This window comes from Aeromonas veronii bv. veronii (assembly GCF_000820225.1).
Classification (GTDB): domain Bacteria; phylum Pseudomonadota; class Gammaproteobacteria; order Enterobacterales; family Aeromonadaceae; genus Aeromonas; species Aeromonas veronii.
Genome location: NZ_CDDK01000013.1, coordinates 87,171 through 104,890 on the forward strand (window position 1 = coordinate 87,171; position 17,720 = coordinate 104,890).

The 17,720-nt window shown below is 57.2% G+C and carries 23 protein-coding genes; 21 read left to right on the plus strand and 2 right to left on the minus strand.

The window, feature by feature from the left end; all coding sequences use genetic code 11:
* Positions 1 to 759: 759 nt before the first annotated feature.
* Positions 760 to 1,767 (plus strand): DUF4062 domain-containing protein, encoded by a 1,008-nt coding sequence (locus tag BN1139_RS05125; protein ID WP_013723864.1) that lies wholly within the window; start codon positions 760 to 762, stop codon positions 1,765 to 1,767.
* A 456-nt stretch (positions 1,768 to 2,223) separates the two neighbouring features.
* Here the strand turns inward: BN1139_RS05125 and BN1139_RS05130 are convergent, their stop codons facing one another.
* Positions 2,224 to 3,228, minus strand: a complete 1,005-nt coding sequence (locus tag BN1139_RS05130; protein ID WP_013723865.1) for a phage portal protein — start codon at positions 3,226 to 3,228, stop codon at positions 2,224 to 2,226.
* Complete coding sequence (locus BN1139_RS05135; protein WP_013723866.1) at positions 3,228 to 4,994, minus strand: terminase ATPase subunit family protein; 1,767 nt, start codon at positions 4,992 to 4,994, stop codon at positions 3,228 to 3,230. The genes BN1139_RS05130 and BN1139_RS05135 overlap by 1 nt, the downstream gene beginning before the upstream one ends.
* Before the next feature lie 149 nt (positions 4,995 to 5,143).
* On the opposite strand from BN1139_RS05135, the gene BN1139_RS05140 reads away from it, so the two are divergent.
* The 20 genes from BN1139_RS05140 (at position 5,144) to BN1139_RS05230 (ending at position 17,720) form a co-directional block, all read left to right on the plus strand.
* Positions 5,144 to 5,947, plus strand: coding sequence for a GPO family capsid scaffolding protein (locus BN1139_RS05140; protein ID WP_013723867.1), 804 nt, complete (start codon positions 5,144 to 5,146; stop codon positions 5,945 to 5,947).
* 12 nt (positions 5,948 to 5,959) lie between these two features.
* On the plus strand, positions 5,960 to 7,018 hold the full coding sequence (locus tag BN1139_RS05145; protein ID WP_013723868.1) for a phage major capsid protein, P2 family: 1,059 nt from the start codon (positions 5,960 to 5,962) through the stop codon (positions 7,016 to 7,018).
* A gap of 9 nt (positions 7,019 to 7,027) precedes the next feature.
* Complete coding sequence (gene gpM / locus BN1139_RS05150) at positions 7,028 to 7,789, plus strand: phage terminase small subunit (RefSeq protein WP_013723869.1); 762 nt, start codon at positions 7,028 to 7,030, stop codon at positions 7,787 to 7,789.
* Positions 7,790 to 7,897: 108 nt separating this feature from the next.
* Complete coding sequence (locus tag BN1139_RS05155) at positions 7,898 to 8,374, plus strand: head completion/stabilization protein (protein WP_013723870.1); 477 nt, start codon at positions 7,898 to 7,900, stop codon at positions 8,372 to 8,374.
* Complete coding sequence (locus BN1139_RS05160; RefSeq protein ID WP_013723871.1) at positions 8,374 to 8,577, plus strand: tail protein X; 204 nt, start codon at positions 8,374 to 8,376, stop codon at positions 8,575 to 8,577. Before BN1139_RS05155 ends, BN1139_RS05160 begins: the two co-directional genes overlap by 1 nt.
* A 28-nt stretch (positions 8,578 to 8,605) precedes the next feature.
* On the plus strand, positions 8,606 to 8,836 hold the full coding sequence (locus tag BN1139_RS05165) for a TraR/DksA C4-type zinc finger protein (protein WP_013723872.1): 231 nt from the start codon (positions 8,606 to 8,608) through the stop codon (positions 8,834 to 8,836).
* 9 nt (positions 8,837 to 8,845) lie between these two features.
* Positions 8,846 to 9,217, plus strand: a complete 372-nt coding sequence (locus tag BN1139_RS05170) for a putative holin (RefSeq protein WP_005352066.1) — start codon at positions 8,846 to 8,848, stop codon at positions 9,215 to 9,217.
* Positions 9,214 to 9,555: a phage holin family protein gene (locus BN1139_RS05175; RefSeq protein ID WP_013723873.1), complete on the plus strand. Its 342-nt coding sequence runs from the start codon at positions 9,214 to 9,216 to the stop codon at positions 9,553 to 9,555. The genes BN1139_RS05170 and BN1139_RS05175 overlap by 4 nt, the downstream gene beginning before the upstream one ends.
* Positions 9,552 to 10,373, plus strand: coding sequence for an N-acetylmuramidase domain-containing protein (locus BN1139_RS05180; RefSeq protein WP_013723874.1), 822 nt, complete (start codon positions 9,552 to 9,554; stop codon positions 10,371 to 10,373). The genes BN1139_RS05175 and BN1139_RS05180 overlap by 4 nt, the downstream gene beginning before the upstream one ends.
* The gene (gene lysB / locus BN1139_RS05185; RefSeq protein ID WP_013723875.1) at positions 10,363 to 10,836 is read left to right on the plus strand and encodes an Rz-like lysis system protein LysB; all 474 of its coding nucleotides are present in this window, start codon (positions 10,363 to 10,365) and stop codon (positions 10,834 to 10,836) included. Before BN1139_RS05180 ends, lysB begins: the two co-directional genes overlap by 11 nt.
* A complete protein-coding gene (gene lysC / locus BN1139_RS21750) occupies positions 10,727 to 10,969 on the plus strand; it encodes an Rz1-like lysis system protein LysC (RefSeq protein ID WP_235671901.1) in 243 nt (80 codons plus the stop codon). Before lysB ends, lysC begins: the two co-directional genes overlap by 110 nt.
* Positions 10,944 to 11,414, plus strand: coding sequence for a phage tail protein (locus BN1139_RS05190; protein ID WP_013723876.1), 471 nt, complete (start codon positions 10,944 to 10,946; stop codon positions 11,412 to 11,414). Before lysC ends, BN1139_RS05190 begins: the two co-directional genes overlap by 26 nt.
* Positions 11,396 to 11,848, plus strand: a complete 453-nt coding sequence (locus tag BN1139_RS05195; RefSeq protein ID WP_013723877.1) for a phage virion morphogenesis protein — start codon at positions 11,396 to 11,398, stop codon at positions 11,846 to 11,848. The genes BN1139_RS05190 and BN1139_RS05195 overlap by 19 nt, the downstream gene beginning before the upstream one ends.
* Positions 11,849 to 11,921: 73 nt before the next feature.
* A complete protein-coding gene (locus BN1139_RS05200) occupies positions 11,922 to 12,683 on the plus strand; it encodes a hypothetical protein (protein ID WP_049790229.1) in 762 nt (253 codons plus the stop codon).
* 162 nt (positions 12,684 to 12,845) lie between these two features.
* Entirely contained in the window at positions 12,846 to 14,012 is a 1,167-nt protein-coding gene (locus BN1139_RS05205) for a hypothetical protein (protein WP_143231919.1), read from the plus strand.
* 95 nt (positions 14,013 to 14,107) lie between these two features.
* Complete coding sequence (locus tag BN1139_RS05210) at positions 14,108 to 14,659, plus strand: phage baseplate assembly protein V (RefSeq protein WP_013723880.1); 552 nt, start codon at positions 14,108 to 14,110, stop codon at positions 14,657 to 14,659.
* Positions 14,656 to 15,015 (plus strand): GPW/gp25 family protein, encoded by a 360-nt coding sequence (locus BN1139_RS05215; RefSeq protein ID WP_013723881.1) that lies wholly within the window; start codon positions 14,656 to 14,658, stop codon positions 15,013 to 15,015. The genes BN1139_RS05210 and BN1139_RS05215 overlap by 4 nt, the downstream gene beginning before the upstream one ends.
* Positions 15,012 to 15,893 carry a baseplate assembly protein gene (locus tag BN1139_RS05220; protein ID WP_013723882.1) on the plus strand — a complete coding sequence of 294 codons (882 nt, stop codon included), beginning with the start codon at positions 15,012 to 15,014 and terminating at the stop codon, positions 15,891 to 15,893. Before BN1139_RS05215 ends, BN1139_RS05220 begins: the two co-directional genes overlap by 4 nt.
* Before the next feature lie 10 nt (positions 15,894 to 15,903).
* Positions 15,904 to 16,305, plus strand: coding sequence for a hypothetical protein (locus BN1139_RS05225; protein ID WP_013723883.1), 402 nt, complete (start codon positions 15,904 to 15,906; stop codon positions 16,303 to 16,305).
* The gene (locus tag BN1139_RS05230; RefSeq protein ID WP_013723884.1) at positions 16,305 to 17,720 is read left to right on the plus strand and encodes a phage tail protein I; all 1,416 of its coding nucleotides are present in this window, start codon (positions 16,305 to 16,307) and stop codon (positions 17,718 to 17,720) included. Before BN1139_RS05225 ends, BN1139_RS05230 begins: the two co-directional genes overlap by 1 nt.

Here is a 17,720-nt window from a genome sequence, read left to right on the forward strand (position 1 = left end):
ACCAGAATTGGGGCTGCGATTGGTGGAGCAGCTGCTGGTTTCCTTGGCTTTATCGGTACCCGTGCAACTGCAGTTGCAGGTGCGACAGCGGGGGCGGAGGCTGGAGCCGTGGTAGGAGCTATAGCTGGTCCTGCTGGAGTTGCCACTGGCACATTTGCCGGTGCCGTTTTGGGCGCACTTGCTGGAACGGCTGCAGGCGCTACTGTCGGCGGAACAGCAGGCAAGGCCGTTGATAGTTTCATACTCAACAACTACAAGTGCCTCAGCTGCGGCCATACGTTTACTGACTAGGACTTCTAACAACCATCCCGGGTGTATGTTGCCTACCGAAACTAACGCCCCTTTCCTTGTGCAGGCCCTTTACCCTCCCGGCCGTGTTGTGCTGCAGGGCAGTGGAGGTTGTGGCTTATTCCACATTACTGTGGGTTGATTGGTGTCGTGCTGTTGCGCACCGCCGATTACATGGTGGGGCATCTTTCTCCTGCACGATGTGGCCTAACACCGCGAAGCCGGCACCTACTACTCCATCATCCACGAATACCCGAAGACCCTGGCCGCGGCCCAGCGCATCCTAGCCGACAAGACCCGCCATGTGCAGCCCGCCACCCACAGCGACCGCGACTGGAACAGGTTGATCCCCCATCTGCACCGCCTGCCGACAGCAAAAAGTTGGTAAATGTGACCGGTCCCGCACTCCAGTGCGTGACCGGTCTCTTTTGTATGTGTACTCTACAAAAAATAGATGGAGAGCTTTGACATATGAATAAACGCTATCAGGTTTTTGTTAGTTCAACATATGCAGATTTACAGGATGAACGTGCTAAAGTAATTCAAACACTAATGGAAATGGATTGTATTCCAGCTGGAATGGAACTATTTCCGGCCATGGATGAGGAACAGTTTGAATTTATTAAAAAAATTATTGATGACTGTGACTACTACCTACTTATATTAGGTGCTAGATATGGTTCTATATCCGTAGATGATGGCCTTAGCTATACAGAAAAAGAGTATCACTATGCGAAAGAGAAAGGCATGAAAATCATCGCTCTTGTCCATGGCGAGCCGGATCAATTACCTGTTTCCAAAACTGACAGAAATCCAGAACTGTATGAGAAGCTCGTTAACTTTAGAAATGAGGTATGCACTAATAGGCTTGTTAAGTTCTGGACATCCGCAATAGAGCTTCCCAGTCTAGTTGCCCTTAACCTACCCAAGACGATTAAAGCATACCCTGCTGTAGGTTGGGTGAGGGGAAATACAACCACCTCATCAGAAGTATTGGAAGAACTACGTTCCGTAAAAAACGAGAATGATGAGCTGAACAAGAAAATACAGGAGCTAAGCCATCAACTGGAGTCTTACTCAAGTGTCAACATCCCGAATTTAGCAGGACTTGATCACAATTTTACATTCACAGGACATTATAAATTAATTGGTGAATACCACGAAAGAACATGGACATTTGAAAAAACAATTGGAGAATTATTTAATTTAATTGCACCGTCAATTCAAAACACCCCAAATGACACTAACGCCCGCTCATTAATAAAAGATTGTATTTTAGAAGAATTAAATGTAAGACATGTTTCCAGCTCCACTATTAACGACCAACAATTTCAGACATTTAAAATACAGCTTGAGGCTTTAGGTTTGATTCACGTCAAGCAAAGCCGTACGACAAATGGTGGCATCGCCCTATTTTGGTATGTAACAGAGAAAGGGAAAAAATTAATGGTAGAACTGAGAGTAATTAGGGAAACCTAATGTTTTAAAATTTTTTCGAGCAATTTTAAACGGTGAAGGCCACGTATTCCAATTGCATTTATGGGGCGAAAAACGAAAGGATCTGAAAGATTCTGAAGGATCACAAAAAGGATCCTGTTTCTCACCCGCGACCAGTGCTGGCGCAGGGAGCCGATACCCATAACTAGTCTTTCACCCGCATGATTTTCAATACATAAAGCGCGCAGGCGAGGCGGGGTCCCGATTGCGCGCGCTGGGTGTTGAGGGGCCTTTCGAGGCTCCGCTCATGCTCGCAGGTGCGCGTGAAGGATCTCGGGAGTGTGATGGACGAAGGGTTGGCCGAGGGTGGCCTGTAGCGCGACTGGTACGCTCTGGCAGGATGGGAGCTCAGCCAAAACAAAGCCCCCTGGGTAGGGGGCTTTGAATTAAATCATGGAGGAATTTGGAGGAATTCCGATTTGAAGATAGCCAAGATTTTCAGCTTTGCACTGTCAGATCTGACAGTCGATAGGAGGTGAATCGGATTATCTCCTCCCCTGCCCACTCGTTGAACTGCGCAAAGTTTGCCTTCATGCTGTCGATCTCGTTGACGTCAAACACCTGGGCCGCCTTGGTCACATCCCCGAACCCGCCCGTATTGTTCGGTACGACCCCCATCAGTTGCGGTGGTACCCGATGGGCCGCCAGCTGGTCATCCCGGCTCACCCCCTTGATAGACAGGAAGTCATCCTTGGCCGCAATCTCGGCCACCGGGATCAGCTTCACCGAATCCGCCTTGCCACCCGGGGTATAGAGCAGCAGGTTGCGAAAGTTGCCCGGTCCCTTGCTGTTTTGCAGCGCCGTCTTGAGCGCGGTGATGTCGCCCTCGTTCTGCAGGGCATCGCTGATATGTAGGATGAACCCTGCATGGCTGCCGTTCTCGTAGTAGCGACGGCGAAACAGGGTGGCCGACTCGTTGAGCAGCGCCGAGTTAAGGCTGGCCACATAGTCGGGGATGCCGTAAATCTCCTGGTTAACGTCGGCCTCCATCACATGCCCCACATCACCGGCGGGCAACTCCACCTCATCCCCGGGCCTTGGCACCCACCAGTAGCGGTCAAGGTCGAGGGATCGGCGGGTGTATTTGGCCGGCATCTGGTCATAGCGCAGCGTGCCACCCAGCCGGTTGCGCACCCGCTGCAGGTGAGCGTTGCCGAAGATTTCGTAGTCCATCACCAGCCCGGTGAAGGCGGCCAGGCTCAATTTCGGATGAGGGATAAAACAGCCGCGCAAGATATTGCGCTTCACCTGGATGGCCGAGGCGTGATGCACTGCCGCCCGATAGACCCGCGCCAGCCCGTGCAGGCTCAGGGGATGCTCATACCAGCGGCCGTTATGCATCGACTCCAGGTAATCGAACACCTCCCGCTGGGACAACACCGGGATAGCCTCCCCAAACGTAAACGCCTGCACACCGGCAGGCGAGTTGATCTGCTCACTCATCAGTAAATCTCCATAAAGCCGGAATTGGTGCCGGTCTGCCCCTCAAGAGGCTCATGTAACAGGGCTTGCATGGTTGCCCAGGCAATATCGGCGTGGCTGGTCTCATCAGATCGGCTGGCCTCGAAGGTGGGCAGCTTGCCGCTTTGGGTCACGGCGCGCCGGATGCTCATGAACGCCTGGGCCAAGTCGGTCCAGCCGCTGTCAAACTCCAGCCGCCCCTTGTTCATCACATCCTGTGCCTTCATCACCATCCGCATCTTCACGTTGGGGTTGTACTGAATGGCGGTGACTGCCGGGTAAAACTGCTTCACCAGCTGATAAACCCCCTCCCCAATCCCGGTGGTATCGATGCCGATATAGGCGACGTTGTAGCGATCGCAGATGGCGCGAATGGATTTGGCCTGGGCGTCAAAGTCCATCCCCTGCCAGCGGTGGCGCTCCAACACCCGAAACTTGCCGCCGGGTACCAGTGGCGGGGCCAGCACCGCGCAGCCGGCGCTGTCACCTTTGCCCCCCTTGGCCGGGTCATAACCGATCCACACTGCCCGGTTGGCCAGCGGCCGCAAGGTGTGAGGTTTGTAGTCCTCCCACACCAGCCAGCTGTCGACCATGCAACGCTGCAGCGTTGCCAACGGAAACAGACTCTCGGTGTCATCCATGAATTCGCACATCAGCAGGTTGCGGTATTCATCCTCGGAATACTCACTGCGCAGCTGATCCAGGTCGAACAGGTTGCAACCGCCGCGCACCGCGTCCTCCACCGTGACGATCTGCCGCCATTGCCCATCGGCGCACAGCTTGCCGGCAGACAGGTTGGCGTGGCTCAGGTCAATCTCGACCCGGTCGGCCTTGGCCTTGCCGCGGTTAAAGTTGGCGCCAGACCAGAATCCATAAGCGGGATGAGAAAGGCTGGAAGGGGTGGAGATGTAGGTCTGGCGCCACTTCTTGTGCATCGCCATGCCGGAGGCCACCTTGCGGAACTCCAGAAAGCCGTGGATCCAGAAATACTCGTCCATGTAGATATTGCCGTGATAGCTCTGGGCGGTGCGGGCGTTGGTGCCGAGGAAATAAAGGTGCGCCCCGTTCGGCAGCACCATGGGGTCACCTTTGAGCTCAACCCCCTCCTCCTTGGCGAACTGGATGATGTACTGCTTGAACATGTGGGCCTGCGCCTTGCTGGCTGACAGGAAAATCTGGTTGCGCCCGGTCACCAGGGCATCAATGAAGGCCTCGAAGGCAAAGAAGTAGGTCGCCCCGATCTGGCGCGACTTGAGCAGGTCGCGGATCCGGTACTCCTGCCCGGCCTGATACCAGACCCGCTGGTAATCGAACATGGTCGACTCAAACCGCTCGATGAGCCGTTCTTGCTGCTCGGGCTCGACCACGTTGCGATCGGGCGCCTTCTTCGGCCCCTTGTTGCGGTTGGCGACCTTGGGGTTGAGGTCGGCCTCGTTGCCGCCGTTGCTGTACTTGTTGACCCGGGCGATACGCTCGAGCTGACGGCCCAGCAGGTCAATCTCCTTGAAGTCGCCGCCGCTCTTGGTCTCCTTCATCACCAGCTGGATCATGCGCGCCTCGATGGCGCTATCCACCCGGTCTATCGGTTTGATGTCCTCCCAGCCGTCACGTTTCTTCCAGGTCGAGACGGTACCCTCCGGCGTTTGCAGCAACTCGGCAATGGCGCGCAGCGGGTACCCCTGGAAGAACAGGTACATGGCCTGCCGTCTGGGGTCGAGATGGGGAAAGATGATGGGTGCTGTTGTCATGGCGCCAGTCTACCCAGCCGCTACCACCCCAAACGCCCCACTGCCAGTGTGTAGCGCCACCACACACTGGCCCCGGATTGCACGATCCCGCCGCTCACCCAGACCATAACCGCGACATCACTACCCAATTACCAAAGGGATCCCAGCACATGCCTAAGTCCAAATTCTTCCGTGTTGCGGTTGAGGGGGGCACCACCGACGGTCGCGCCATCACCCGCGAATGGATTGAGCAGATGGCCCAGCGCTACAACCAGGCCACCTATGGCGCACGGGTCAATATGGAGCATATCCGGGGCCTCGACCCCAACGGCTTGTTCAAGATGTACGGCGACATCACCGCCGCCAAGACAGAAGAGGTCACCATCGAAGGGGAACAGCGGCTGGCCCTGTTCGTCCAGATTGACCCGACGCCGGAGCTGATCGCGCTCAACAAGAAGCGCCAGAAGGTCTACACCTCCATCGAGATCCACCCCAACCTGAACGACAAAGGGGCCTACATGATGGGGCTGGCCGTGACAGACAGCCCGGCAAGCCTTGGCACCGAAATGCTGCAGTTCTGCAGCAAAGCCGCGGTCAACCCGCTGGCCGACCGCAAATACCATCCGGAATGCCTGTTTACCGAAGCCCTCGAAACCGTCATCGAGTTTGACGATGAGCAGGAGAAAGGCCCGGGCCTGCTGGAACGGATCAGCGCCATTTTCACCAGCCACAAGCAGCAATCGACCGCCGATTTCAGCGAGGTGCATCAGGCCGTCGAAGCCGTGGCCAAAGAGGTGACCAGCCTCGATACCGACCTGCAAACCAAGTTCAACGAACTGACAGCCCGGCAAACGGAGACCGCCAACGCCCTGGCCGACCTGACCACCCAGCTCGAGCGCCAGGAAGATTTCAGCCACAAGCGCCAGCCTGCCACCGGTGACGATGGCACCAAGCCAACCAACACCGATTTTTAAGGGACCCCGATAATGCGCAACGATACCCGTCAGCAATTCGAGCAGTACACCAGCCAACTGGCGAGCCTGAATGCCGTCAGCTCGGCCATGGTGCAATTCAGTGTCGAGCCCAGCATCCAGCAAAAGCTGGAAACCAAAATGCAGGAGTCCGTCGACTTCCTCGGCATGATCAACATCGTGCCGGTGGATGAACTCAAAGGGGAAAAGGTCGGCATCGGCATCAATGGCACCATTGCCTCTCGCACCGATACCAGTGGCGGCAAGGCCCGCGTCCCGTTCGACCCGACCGGACTGCAAAACACCAAATACGAGTGCGAAAAAACCAACTACGACACCAGCATCGGTTACGCCAAGCTTGATGCCTGGGCCAAGTTCAAAGACTTCCAGATCCGCATTCGCGATGCCATCGTCAAGCGCCAGGGCCTGGACCGCATCATGATCGGCTGGAACGGCAAACTTGCCGCGAAAGACACCGATCGCGTCCAGTTCCCCATGCTGCAGGACGTCAACATCGGCTGGATTGAACACACCCGCAATGATGCTCCCGCCCAGGTGATGAGCGAAGGGGATGCGGGCACCGGTCATATCTACATCTACCAGCCCAAGAGTGAAGCCGACACCAAAGAGGGTGATTACGGCAACCTCGACGCCCTGGTGTTCGATCTGGTCAACAGCAAGATCAAACCCTGGTACCAGGACGACACCGATCTGGTGGTGATCTGCGGTCGCAAACTGCTGGCCGACAAATACTTCCCCATCCTCAACGAGACCCGGGACAACCAGAACAAGCTGGCCGGTCAGGTGCTGGTGAGCCAGAAGCAGATTGGCGGCCTGCTGGCGATCCGCGTTCCCTTCGTCCCGGAAGACACCCTGATCGTCACCCGCCTCGACAACCTCTCCATCTACTGGCAGATCGGCGGCCGCCGTCGCCACCTGGAAGAGCAGCCGAGCCTCGACCGCATCGTAAACTGGGAATCCTCCAACGATGCCTACGTGGTCGAGGATTACGACTGCATCGCCGTAGCAGAAAACATCACGCTGGGCGCCAAACCTGCGCCTGCAGGCGGTTAAGGAGCCACGATGACACCTGCACAACGACACACCGCCCGCATCATGGCCGCCCTGCAAGGGGCGGCCAACCCCGAGCAGGATCGCGCCGCCGCCAACCAGTACGAACTCCAGCTGATGCAGTTGGCCGAGCACCGCCGCACCCTCAAGGGCATTCAGAGCCTCGAGCGCAAGATTGACGCCAAACGCACCATGCTGGCCACCTACACACCGTGGATTGATGGCCTGCTGGCCGCCGATCGCGGCGGTCAGGATGACGTCATGGTGACCGTGATGCTTTGGCACCTCGACACCGGCGATCTGGCAGGTGCCCTGCCGATGGCTGATTACGTGATCCGCCACGGCCTCAATACCCCTGACCAGTACGAACGCACCGCGCCCACCCTTATCGCCGAAGAGGTGGCCGACACCGCCATCAAGCTGCAAGAGGCGGGCAATGGCCCATCCCTGCCATTGCTCAGCAGCTACATGAACATGCTGGCTGACTGCGACATCTTCGACCAGGTGCGCGCCAAGTTGCACAAGGCGGTAGGCCGCGCCTGTTATGCCGAAGGGCTCAAGGAGCAAGCGGCCGACCACTACCGCCGCGCCATCGAGCTGCACGACAAGGTGGGCATCAAGCGAGAGCTGGAAGATCTGATGCGCGAGATCAAAAAGGAGAAAGCCGCCGCCGGACAGCCCGCCAACGAACCGGCACCGCAGCCAGACGCTAAGCCCCAATCCGAATCACAGCCACCCGAACAGCCTGACCCCGCCCCCGGCGAGGCCAGCTAACCGAGCGAACCCCGCACCCTGGGCGGCTCGGGCCTGACGAATGCCAGCGGCATACCAGACGGCCCGACCACCGCCCAACATGCGGCGCCACCTCAAATCAGGAGCACCATGAGCACCGGATTTTTAGCCACCAACCCGACCCCGGCCGCCACAGAAGAGGGCGACATCACCAGCGCCCCCTTCTGGCCGGCCATCTCGCTCTGCGCGCTGCGCGACACCGTCCGGCTCGATGGCACCGTCACCACCGCCCGCCTCACCCATGCGGTGATCGACGCCATCACCAGCGTCAACCGGGATCTGGCACAGTGGCGCAGCACCAGAGAAAGTGAAGGTCACGCCACCCTGGCCGCCGTCCCCGCCGAGTCCATCAACGACGAATCGACATACCTGCATAGCTATCGGCGCGCCGTCTACGCCATGACCCGCGCCAACCTGCTCGAGCGCTACACCGACTACAGCGCCACAGGTGACGGCATCAAAGGGGCAGATGCCAAAGAGATAAGTTCGGATGACCTCTACCGCGACGCCCGCTTTGCCATCCGCGACATCATCGGCACCACCCACACCACGGTGGAGCTCATCTGATGCAACTGCGCAGCCTGCAGGGCGACACCCTCGATCTCATCCTGTTTCGTCACTACGGCTACACCGCAGGCATCACCGAGCAGGTGCTCAACCTTAACCCCGGTCTGGCAGCGCTCGGCCCCACCCTGCCGACCGGTACCCTCATCAACATGCCAGCGGCCCCCACTCAGGCCGAACAGCCGCTGATCCAGCTATGGGACTGACTGTCATGCGACAAAAGAGAACACCGACATGAGCCGCCTCGACGACGAACTCGAACGACTGGCCAGCATCAGCGAGCAGCAACTGGCAGCCCGCATCCATGCCGCCCGCATTGCGGGCACTGGCCCCCACTACTGCATCGACTGCGACGACCCGATCCCGCAAGAGCGCCGCGAGGCGATCCGGGGCTGCGAACGCTGCGCCGACTGCCAGACCATCCACGAATTCCAACTCGCCCGCCACTGCGGCAGCAAACGATAGGAGAGCACGATGCCAGAACCGATTTCCTCCAGCGCCGCAACCAGCACCCTCACCGGTCTGGCCTTGCTGTTCACCCTGCCCGGGGTGGATCCCTCCGTGGTGCTCGGCGCACTGACCGGCGCAGTGCTATTTATCTCGGCCGCCGAAGAGCAGGGGCGCCTGCGCCGGATTGCCCTGTTTGTCGCCTCGTTTGTCAGTGGCCTGCTGCTGGCCGGCTTTACCTGCCAACTGCTCGAGGTACTGCTGCCCGCCAGCGTCCAGGTCAGCAATGCGATCGGCTCGCTGATCGCCTCCGCCATGATGGTGCGCCTGCTGCAGCTCATCATGCGCAATCAAGATCGGCTACTTGAAGCCTTGTTTAACAAAAGGGGGCAACCATGATCCCGACCACTCCAACCGGTGTGTTTATCTACACCGCCCTTTACGCCCTGATCTGCGCTGCCATCTTCCTGCGGGTCATGCTGTTTGACCGCAAAGGTGGCGAGTATCGCGCCCTGCCCGCCTGGATGGCATGGCTGCTCTGCGTGCTGTCAGGCTCCATTCCACTGCGCTTTCTGTTTGGCGGCATCCCTGTGCCAGATCCGGCCGCCTTCGGGCTAGCCCTCTTCCTGCTGTGCGCCGTGCTCAACACCCGCGGCTCGGTGCACCACCTGCTGCCCCGGGGCAAACCGTCCAGCACCGACCATGCCCGGGATATTTACCGGAGGTACCAGCCATGAGCCTGAAAAAAGGGGATACCGGCACCGCCGTGGCCGACCTGCAACGCCGCCTCACCGCCGCCGGTTATCCGCTGGCAGTAGATGGCTGGTTTGGTGAGGCAACCGAGCAGGCGCTGATCGCCTTCCAACGGGATTACATGATTGCCGCCATCGGTCAGGCGGGCCCGCGTACCCTGGCCGCCCTGCTCGGCAGTGAGCGCGGCAACCAGCTGACCATCAACCACATGCAGGCCGGCGCAGATCTGCTGGCGGTACCGCTGGCCACCATGGCCACCGTTGCCCAGGTCGAGAGCATCGGTGAAGGCTTCACCCAAGCCATACGCCCGGTGGTGCTGTTCGAGCGGCATGTGTTCTACCAGCAGCTCACCAAACATCTGGGCAAGGCGGCTGCCGACCAGCTGGCCGCCCATTACCCCAACCTGGTCAACCCCAAACGCGGCGGCTATGCAGGCGGCGCAGCCGAGTGGGAACGGCTGCAACTGGCCATTAGCCTGCATAAGGATGCCGCCATCGAGTCGGCCAGCTGGGGCATGTTCCAGATCATGGGCTACCACTGGCAGCCGCTGGGTTTTGCCTCTGCCAGCGACTGGCAGGCGGCCATGCAGCGCAGCGAGGTCGAACACCTCACCGCCCTGTGCCGCTTTATCCAGCAAGACCCCGCCATGCACAAAGCGCTGCAGGGTCGAAAGTGGGCGGATTTCGCCCGCCGCTACAACGGCCCGGCGTTTAAAGAGAACGACTACGACACCAAGCTGGCCAAGTGGTTTGCGCACTTCACCAAGGTCTATCAGGGGCAGGAGGTAGCCAATGTGGCGTGAGCTACTGGGCTCACCCCTCAGCTGGTTGCTGCTGGCGTTGGCTGTCGCCCTTGGTGGCTGGGGCTGGTCAGCCCGCTCGGCGGCCGAGGCCAAAGGGGACGCCACCACCCTGCAAACCAGCCTCAAGGCAGCCGAAGAGAAAACCAGAGAGGCCGAGCGGCGCGAGCAGCTTAAAGAGACAGCCATCGCCACCCTCACCCGGGAATTGACCACCCAGGCACAAGCGGCGCAGCAGCTGCAGGGCCAGCTCGACCTGCTGGCGCAGGCTGCTGCTACCCGCGCCGACACCATCAAGAGGCTTAAACGTGAAAATGCCGAACTCAGAGCTTGGGCTGATCGCCCTCTGCCTAACCCTGTTATCAGGCTGCTCCAGCGCCCCGCCCTCACCGGCGCCGCAGATTATCAGGCTCACTTGTCCGGCCCCGAGCCCCTGCCAGCTGCCGCCGGCGGCGCCACTCAATAACGGCGACTTGCTCGACCAGCTGAGCCAGACCGAGGCCGCCTGGGCCAGTTGCGCCGCCAAGGTCGATAGCCTCATCACCTGCCAGACACGACAACAACGGAGTGAAGATGGAAAAGCCAAAACAGATCCGTGAGGTGCTGACCCGCTGCGTGCCGCACCTCAAGACCAACCCGGACAAGCTGCACATCTTTATCGCCCCGGGCAATATCGAAAGCACCGGCGCCCGCTCCCTCTCGTTCGAGTGGCAATACCCACTCACCATCGGCATTGAAGACTTAGCCGGCCACCCGGATCAGATCATGGTTCCGCTGCTGGCCTGGCTGCGCCAACACCAGCCCGAGCTGATGACCAACGATGAGCAGCGCAAGGATGGCATCACCTTCGAAGCCGAATACCTCGCCAACGACCTGATGGATCTCATCATCACCGTCAAACTGACCGAGCGGGTCAAGGTATGGCAGAACGAACAGGGGATTGGCTGGGAACATCTGCCAGAACCGCCAGAAGACCCTTATGACGGCATCACCTGGGAGCTCTTTATCAACGGGGAACCGCAGCCATGGCCACCGACGACCTGAACCGGCTGATTAGCTGGGCCGATGCTCTGCTGGCCAGCATGACACCGGCCGCCCGTCGCCAACTGATGGGGGACATGGCCCGCAACCTGCGCGCCAGTCAGAGCAAACGGATCAGGGCCAACATCCAGCCGGATGGCAGCCCCATGACCCCGCGCAAGCCGCTCAAGAAGCTGGCGAAAAAGCGCGGTGCCACCCGCCGCAAGATGTTTCAGCATCTGGTTAGCCCCCGCTGGCTCAAGGCGACCAGCACCGAACATCAAGCCGTGGTTGAGTTTGTCGGCTCGGCCAATCGCCTCGCCACCATTCACCAATATGGACTCAAAGACCGCATCAAGGGCCGCGAGATCAGTTATCCAGCGAGGGGGCTATTGGGGGTAACCACTGAGGAGGTGGAACAGTTGGAAACGTTACTATGTGCCCATTTGATCATGTGAAATCTCACTGGAGCTTGCCAGTACAAACAGGGACTTATACGATACCAAATAGTACGAACATGGTAGGTTAAAAATGGATAAGCAAGCAGAGTTACGTCAGCGAATTAAGCAACGGATAAGTACCAGTAAACAATCCACTCCAGAATCGGTGACAGGTATAGTTACTGTTCCAACCTCGCAATTTTTTCAAACCGTTTTGACGGCATTACCACTGATCACTGCTGCCATTTATATGATGGGAATGGCTCGACATTACGGATATGTCAATACATATGGAATTGATATATCTGAGTTTCCATTGCCAGCAGATACAACTTTATTGGTGGGGTTCATCTCCCTACTAAAATTCATATACCCTTACATAATGTGGCTTTTGGGAGGTTTTTTCATCATTTTCATTTGTTTGTTTGTCCTACTGTTACTACCAAGCTTTCGGTTGAAAATACGTCAAAACTGGCAGCAGACATGGCTAAAACACTATATTACAAAAAAAATTAATAACCTCCGCCGAAGCAAATCTACCTTAGTTGTCTTTTTTCTGGATTTTTTATCGACCCTCTATGATAAATTTACCATCATAGTTATACCGACTCTGCTGGCAGTCATGGCAGCACTTTATTGTATTCCCCAAGGAGCCGTGCAAGCCAAGAAAGAAATTTCACAACTGGCTGAAGGGACACTCCCCATAACCACTTTCATTAGTTCTTCTGCTTGGTTAAGCGATACCCCTCATATCAGGATCATCTGCAATACAACTCACTGCGCCTACCGGCTCAAAGATGGCAAAACTCTTATACTACGCCATGATCAGGTAGAACAGACGTATCACCCCTGACAATCCGAAACTCAAGGTAGCAACGACAAGCCTAAACCTCTCCGCACCAAGGCCGCGAGCAGCTTTACATCAATTAAAAGCGCCATAAAAATAAAGGCCCACACGAGCCTTCATTTAGGGTATGATGTGGCTTTCACTTTTATTTTTTATATTGGTGTGCAAATGAATTTTTTCTCTGAACACAAAAACTTAAAAATTCTCCGTGAAGCCCACGATTCATTACCAACAGTTTTAAATTCCATAGATGAAACATCTTTTCAATACGAAATGGTAATTAATTTTAAAACAATGCTTGAAGCAATTATTGCTAATCCTAGCTTTTGGGATGAGCATAGTAGCTTTAGCATAAAAATTCTTGGGGAGAGATTTATCTCACTTTTAGGAAGAATATTTCCTATTAAAAATGAATTTAATGAGCTATTTCAATTGGCATATGCAATGAACTTTAGATTCATTTATGAGGGATTTTTATTATCAAATGCAGAATTTGAACCTGAACTTTTTGAAGCAATTGCGTTTACTAAAAATAATGTAGACAGGTTTGAAACAAAACCGGCCTCAAACATCACATTTTCAACTCGTGATTTACCCGCGTATCTTTTTAAGGCAATGATGAATGATCCTGCAATAAAAAACTTAAAGCATATAAATGCGACGATAGAAAATGCAAAGGTTTTGACGGCTGATTGGGAAAACACTCTCACAAAAAAAATAGAAAAAGCAGAGGCTTTGAAAGCCTCTATAGAGAAATATGAAAATGCATTCAATTTTGTTGGCTTATATGATGGATTTAATTTATTACACCAGCAAAAGAAGAAAGAGAGAAGCAACCTGATTGGCATGATGGTCTTATCTATACTCCTTATAATGTCACCGTTGGTATATAAGATGTACTCAACATTTAAGCATGAACAAGAGCTGAGACTATCTAGCCTGAGTTACGAGCTAATTTTGAATGGCAGTTCAAATAAACCCTTGGAAAATAAAGTCAGTAAAAATGAATCTCCTGATTTGGTTTACACTATAACATCTTTATTTCCCACGATATCTTACATTGCCATTTTGCTTTATCTTTTTCGAGTCCTGCTCTTTAATTACAAATCGGTTTGCGCTCAACTATTGCAAATTGAATTAAGAATGACCCTGTGTAGATTTATTATGCATTATTCAGACTACGCAGCTAAGATAAAAGAAAATAGTGATATAACTTTAGATAGATTCGAGAGTGTTATATTCGCAGGCATTGTGTCCAACGAAGGTGATTTGCCCGCCACTTTTGATGGCATAGACCAAATAACAGCTCTCTTTAAGTCAGTAAAAACCAACTAGTTTAGATTCATCAAATAATCCCCCTGCTAGTGTGCCAACAAATGGCACACTAGCAGCCCCTCGCCTTACCCGCCATTGCCCAAAACAATGGCCCCATGCAACCGACCCCAACCGAACTCAAACGCCTGCTCGACAACCTGATCCGCATTGGCACTGTTACCGCCGTGCGCTCAGGGGAGTGTCGCGTCAAAACCGGCGACATCACCACCAACTGGCGGCCCTACACCACAGACAGGGCCGGGGCTAACCGTACCCGCCACCGCCTGAGCCTGGGCGAGCAGGTGATCCTGCTCTCCGTCAGCGGCGATCTGCGCAATGCCTATATCGTCGGCCGCCTCAATGCAGACCAATTCCCCGAGCCGTTGGCCGAAGATGACAACCCGGATCTCGACCGCACCGAATACGCCGATGGCGCCGTCATCGAATACAACCCGGCAACCGGGGCGCTCAACGCCATCGGCATCAAGCAGGCCACTATCGCCGCCAGTGTCAGCGTGACTCTCGATACCCCCAAGACCATCTGCACTAACCTGCTGCAGGCCAAGCGCCTCATCTGTAACACCGCCAAGGTGGGCGACATCGAGGTGACAGAGCACAGCCACAAAAACGTGCAGCCGGGCGATGGCACATCAGGGGGCCCGGTATGAACTGGCTCGGCATGAATGCAACCAATGGCCGCGCCATCAGCGCCACCGACCACATCATCCAGTCGGTGCGCGACATCCTTATCACCCCGGTGGGTTCGCGGGTGATGCGCCGCGACTACGGCAGCGAGCTCTTTTACCTCATCGACATGCCACAGCATCAAGCCACCCGCCTGCGCCTGATGGCCGCCACTGTGCAAGCCCTTATCAACTGGGAACCGCGCATCACCGTCACCCGCGTCGATGTACTGGGCGGCGGCATGAATGGTGCCCTCACCATCGAGCTCACCTGGCGGCGCAAAGATGGCGGCGTGCTGGAGTCTGCAACCATCCCCATTCCGACAGGAGCCGCCCAGTGAGCAATGTAGACCTGACCCAGCTCCCACCACCGGAAGTCGAGGAAACTCTCGACTTTGAGGCCATCCTGGCCAAGCGCAAAGCCACCCTGATCAGCTACTACCCGGCAGACCAGCAGGCGGCCATCGCTGCCACGCTGGAACTTGAATCCGAACCGCTCAACAAGCTGCTGCAGGAGAACGCCTACAACGAAATGATCCTGCGGGCCCGCATCAACGATGCCGCCAAGCAGACCCTGCTCGCCTTTGCCAGTGGCACCACCCTTGACCATGTGGCCGGTGAGTACGAACTCGAACGCCTGCTGGTCACCCCGGGTGACCCCAACGCCACCCCGCCCATCGAGCCGGTGTATGAATCTGATGACCGCCTGCGCATGCGCTGCCAAATGGCCTATGAGGGCATGGCCACGGCGGGTCCAGTCAATGCCTACAAGTTCCACGCCCTCTCGGCCAGTGCCGAGGTGGCCGATGTCGCCGTCGACAGTCCCACCCCGGGCACCGTCAGAGTGACCATCCTCTCACCGGCAGGCCAGCCGAGCGCCGACACCCTCAATCTGGTCGAGCAGGCGCTCTCTGCCGAAGACGTGCGCCCGCTCTGCGATCTGGTGGCGGTCGAACCGGCCCAGATCAAACCCTATGCCATCGATGCCACCCTCAACGCCATCGGCCTGGGTAAAGAGCAGGCCATTGCCGCAGCGAAAGATGCAATGGCCAAAACGGCAGCCGCTTACTACCGGGTCGGGGCGACCGTCCCGCTTTCCGCCATCTATGCCGCTCTGCACCAGCCGGGGATCGACAGCGTCACCCTGCGCGCGCCGCTGACCGACGTCACCTGCAGCGCACAGCAGGCCGCCAAACTCACCTCCATCACCCTCGACTAAGGACACCACCATGGCAAACGCCCTCTATGACAAAGGCCGCGAGAAGTTTCTCACCGGCGCCATCAATGCCAGTGCCGACACCCTCAAGTGTGCCCTGCTCAAGAGCACCTATTCACCGACCCTCGCCAGCGATGAGTTTTACAGCGGGATCTCGGCCCATGTGGTCGGCACCCCGCAAACCCTCACCAGCAAAACCGTGGCCGCAGGCGTGCTCGATGCGGCCGATGTCACCTTCACCGCCGTGCCAACTGCCAACGTCAACTACTGCGCTATCTACAAAGACACCGGCAACGCCGCGACCAGCCCGCTGATCGCCCTGTTTGATACGGCGGCGGGCCTGCCGGTCAGCACTAACGGCGGCGACATCATCATCGCCTGGGATAACGGCCCCAATAAGATCTTCAAGCTCTGATGGCAACCCTCTATCCCGTCTGGTGCGGGTCACTCACCTATCACGACGGCACCCTGTCACATGACGGGGCAGCTCTCTATCGGGGTACAGTGCAAGGCCCGGATGATCCAGCGCCGGAGGCCATTGCCGGGGTCAGTGTCGGCCTGACAGTGGCAGGGATAGAAGCAGGCCAAGCCGGAATGGCATCGCTCATCCAGCGCGCGAAGCCAACCGGGATCAGCCAGTTTGCAGCCGGGACCAACAAGCTGACCAGCCGCGCCAGGGCCATCGCGATTACCGATGGCGCACAGGGTGAACCCGCGACGACCATCCGGGCCACGGTTGCAACAATGGGCGATCTGCTCGCCATGGGGGCGGCTGACATGTCAACACAGATAACCCTTGTCGGGCTTGATGCGGGAATGGTCGGCATGGCGGGAGTCAGAACCCGGCTCGCTACCGGCGGGATACGGCCTGATGCCATCAAGGCGCCGACCATTCAGCAACGGCTGGCTCCGGCAGGGTTCGCTCTCGGCGTCATCGGCAGCCACAAGGCCAAGGTGCGACAGACCATCGGTGATCTGACTGACGGTCAGCCAGGTGCGCTATTGCTGAAAACCAAACTGGCGCAGGTGGAAACCGCCTGTACCGGCGCCATGGGCACACCGATCGCCAAGTACGCCCAGATCATCTACCCAATGGCGCCAGCCCTGCCAACAGCAACCCAGCCAGCCCTGACCATCACCCTGGCAAACGATGGACTAGCTCCCCCATTGGTAGGCCCGTTCACCACCATCACTCGCTTGGCGAGCCAAGGGGTCGATGCCGGTGGCATGGGGTCGCACAAGGTGCATCGCCTGCCACTGGCAACCCCGGCAACCCGGGATCTGTTGCCACCCTCTGCAACCCGTCTGGAGCACCTGACCGCCGCCGCGCTGGCCTACAACCTGACACCAGAAGTCATTACCTCAACCCGCTTTGCCGACACCTGCCCTGCGCCACTGCTGCCCTGGCTGGCATGGGCCCGCTCGGTGGACTGGTGGGAGCTGGCGGAATCGGAAGACCAGCAGCGGGCGCTGATCAAAGCCTCGTTCCGGCTACATCAGCGCAAGGGTACCCCGTGGGCCATCAAGGAGGCGCTGAACGTGCTGGGCTTTGGCGACAGCACCATCATCGAGCGCGCCACCGGCCGCCGCTATGACGGCACACTCAGCTACAACGGCAACGAACCCCATGGCGACCCGACCCGCTGGGCAGTCTATCGGGTCATCCTGACTCGCCCGGTCACCACCGAACAGGCCAACCGCATCAAGCGCCTGTTGGCAGAGATGGCCCCGGCCCGCTGCCACCTCTCCGCGCTCGATTACACCAGGGCGCCCGTTACCTACAACGGCGCCGCAACCTACAACGGCAACTACAACCACGGAGCCTCGTGA

Excerpts from the sequence above, each read along its gene's own strand:
- BN1139_RS05225 (WP_013723883.1), top strand. The coding sequence starts at position 15,904 with ATGGCAAACGCCCTCTATGACAAAGGCCGCGAGAAGTTTCTCACCGGC.
- BN1139_RS05145 (WP_013723868.1), top strand. The coding sequence starts at position 5,960 with ATGCGCAACGATACCCGTCAGCAATTCGAGCAGTACACCAGCCAACTG.
- BN1139_RS05195 (WP_013723877.1), top strand. The coding sequence starts at position 11,396 with ATGGCCACCGACGACCTGAACCGGCTGATTAGCTGGGCCGATGCTCTG.
- BN1139_RS05175 (WP_013723873.1), top strand. The coding sequence starts at position 9,214 with ATGATCCCGACCACTCCAACCGGTGTGTTTATCTACACCGCCCTTTAC.
- BN1139_RS05215 (WP_013723881.1), top strand. The coding sequence starts at position 14,656 with ATGAACTGGCTCGGCATGAATGCAACCAATGGCCGCGCCATCAGCGCC.
- BN1139_RS05160 (WP_013723871.1), top strand. The coding sequence starts at position 8,374 with ATGCAACTGCGCAGCCTGCAGGGCGACACCCTCGATCTCATCCTGTTT.
- BN1139_RS05200 (WP_049790229.1), top strand. The coding sequence starts at position 11,922 with ATGGATAAGCAAGCAGAGTTACGTCAGCGAATTAAGCAACGGATAAGT.
- BN1139_RS05155 (WP_013723870.1), top strand. The coding sequence starts at position 7,898 with ATGAGCACCGGATTTTTAGCCACCAACCCGACCCCGGCCGCCACAGAA.
- lysB (WP_013723875.1), top strand. The coding sequence starts at position 10,363 with ATGTGGCGTGAGCTACTGGGCTCACCCCTCAGCTGGTTGCTGCTGGCG.
- BN1139_RS05180 (WP_013723874.1), top strand. The coding sequence starts at position 9,552 with ATGAGCCTGAAAAAAGGGGATACCGGCACCGCCGTGGCCGACCTGCAA.
- BN1139_RS05230 (WP_013723884.1), top strand. The coding sequence starts at position 16,305 with ATGGCAACCCTCTATCCCGTCTGGTGCGGGTCACTCACCTATCACGAC.
- BN1139_RS05125 (WP_013723864.1), top strand. The coding sequence starts at position 760 with ATGAATAAACGCTATCAGGTTTTTGTTAGTTCAACATATGCAGATTTA.
- BN1139_RS05165 (WP_013723872.1), top strand. The coding sequence starts at position 8,606 with ATGAGCCGCCTCGACGACGAACTCGAACGACTGGCCAGCATCAGCGAG.
- gpM (WP_013723869.1), top strand. The coding sequence starts at position 7,028 with ATGACACCTGCACAACGACACACCGCCCGCATCATGGCCGCCCTGCAA.
- BN1139_RS05205 (WP_143231919.1), top strand. The coding sequence starts at position 12,846 with ATGAATTTTTTCTCTGAACACAAAAACTTAAAAATTCTCCGTGAAGCC.
- BN1139_RS05135 (WP_013723866.1), bottom strand. The coding sequence starts at position 4,994 with ATGACAACAGCACCCATCATCTTTCCCCATCTCGACCCCAGACGGCAG.
- BN1139_RS05170 (WP_005352066.1), top strand. The coding sequence starts at position 8,846 with ATGCCAGAACCGATTTCCTCCAGCGCCGCAACCAGCACCCTCACCGGT.
- BN1139_RS05210 (WP_013723880.1), top strand. The coding sequence starts at position 14,108 with ATGCAACCGACCCCAACCGAACTCAAACGCCTGCTCGACAACCTGATC.
- BN1139_RS05130 (WP_013723865.1), bottom strand. The coding sequence starts at position 3,228 with ATGAGTGAGCAGATCAACTCGCCTGCCGGTGTGCAGGCGTTTACGTTT.
- BN1139_RS05140 (WP_013723867.1), top strand. The coding sequence starts at position 5,144 with ATGCCTAAGTCCAAATTCTTCCGTGTTGCGGTTGAGGGGGGCACCACC.
- BN1139_RS05190 (WP_013723876.1), top strand. The coding sequence starts at position 10,944 with ATGGAAAAGCCAAAACAGATCCGTGAGGTGCTGACCCGCTGCGTGCCG.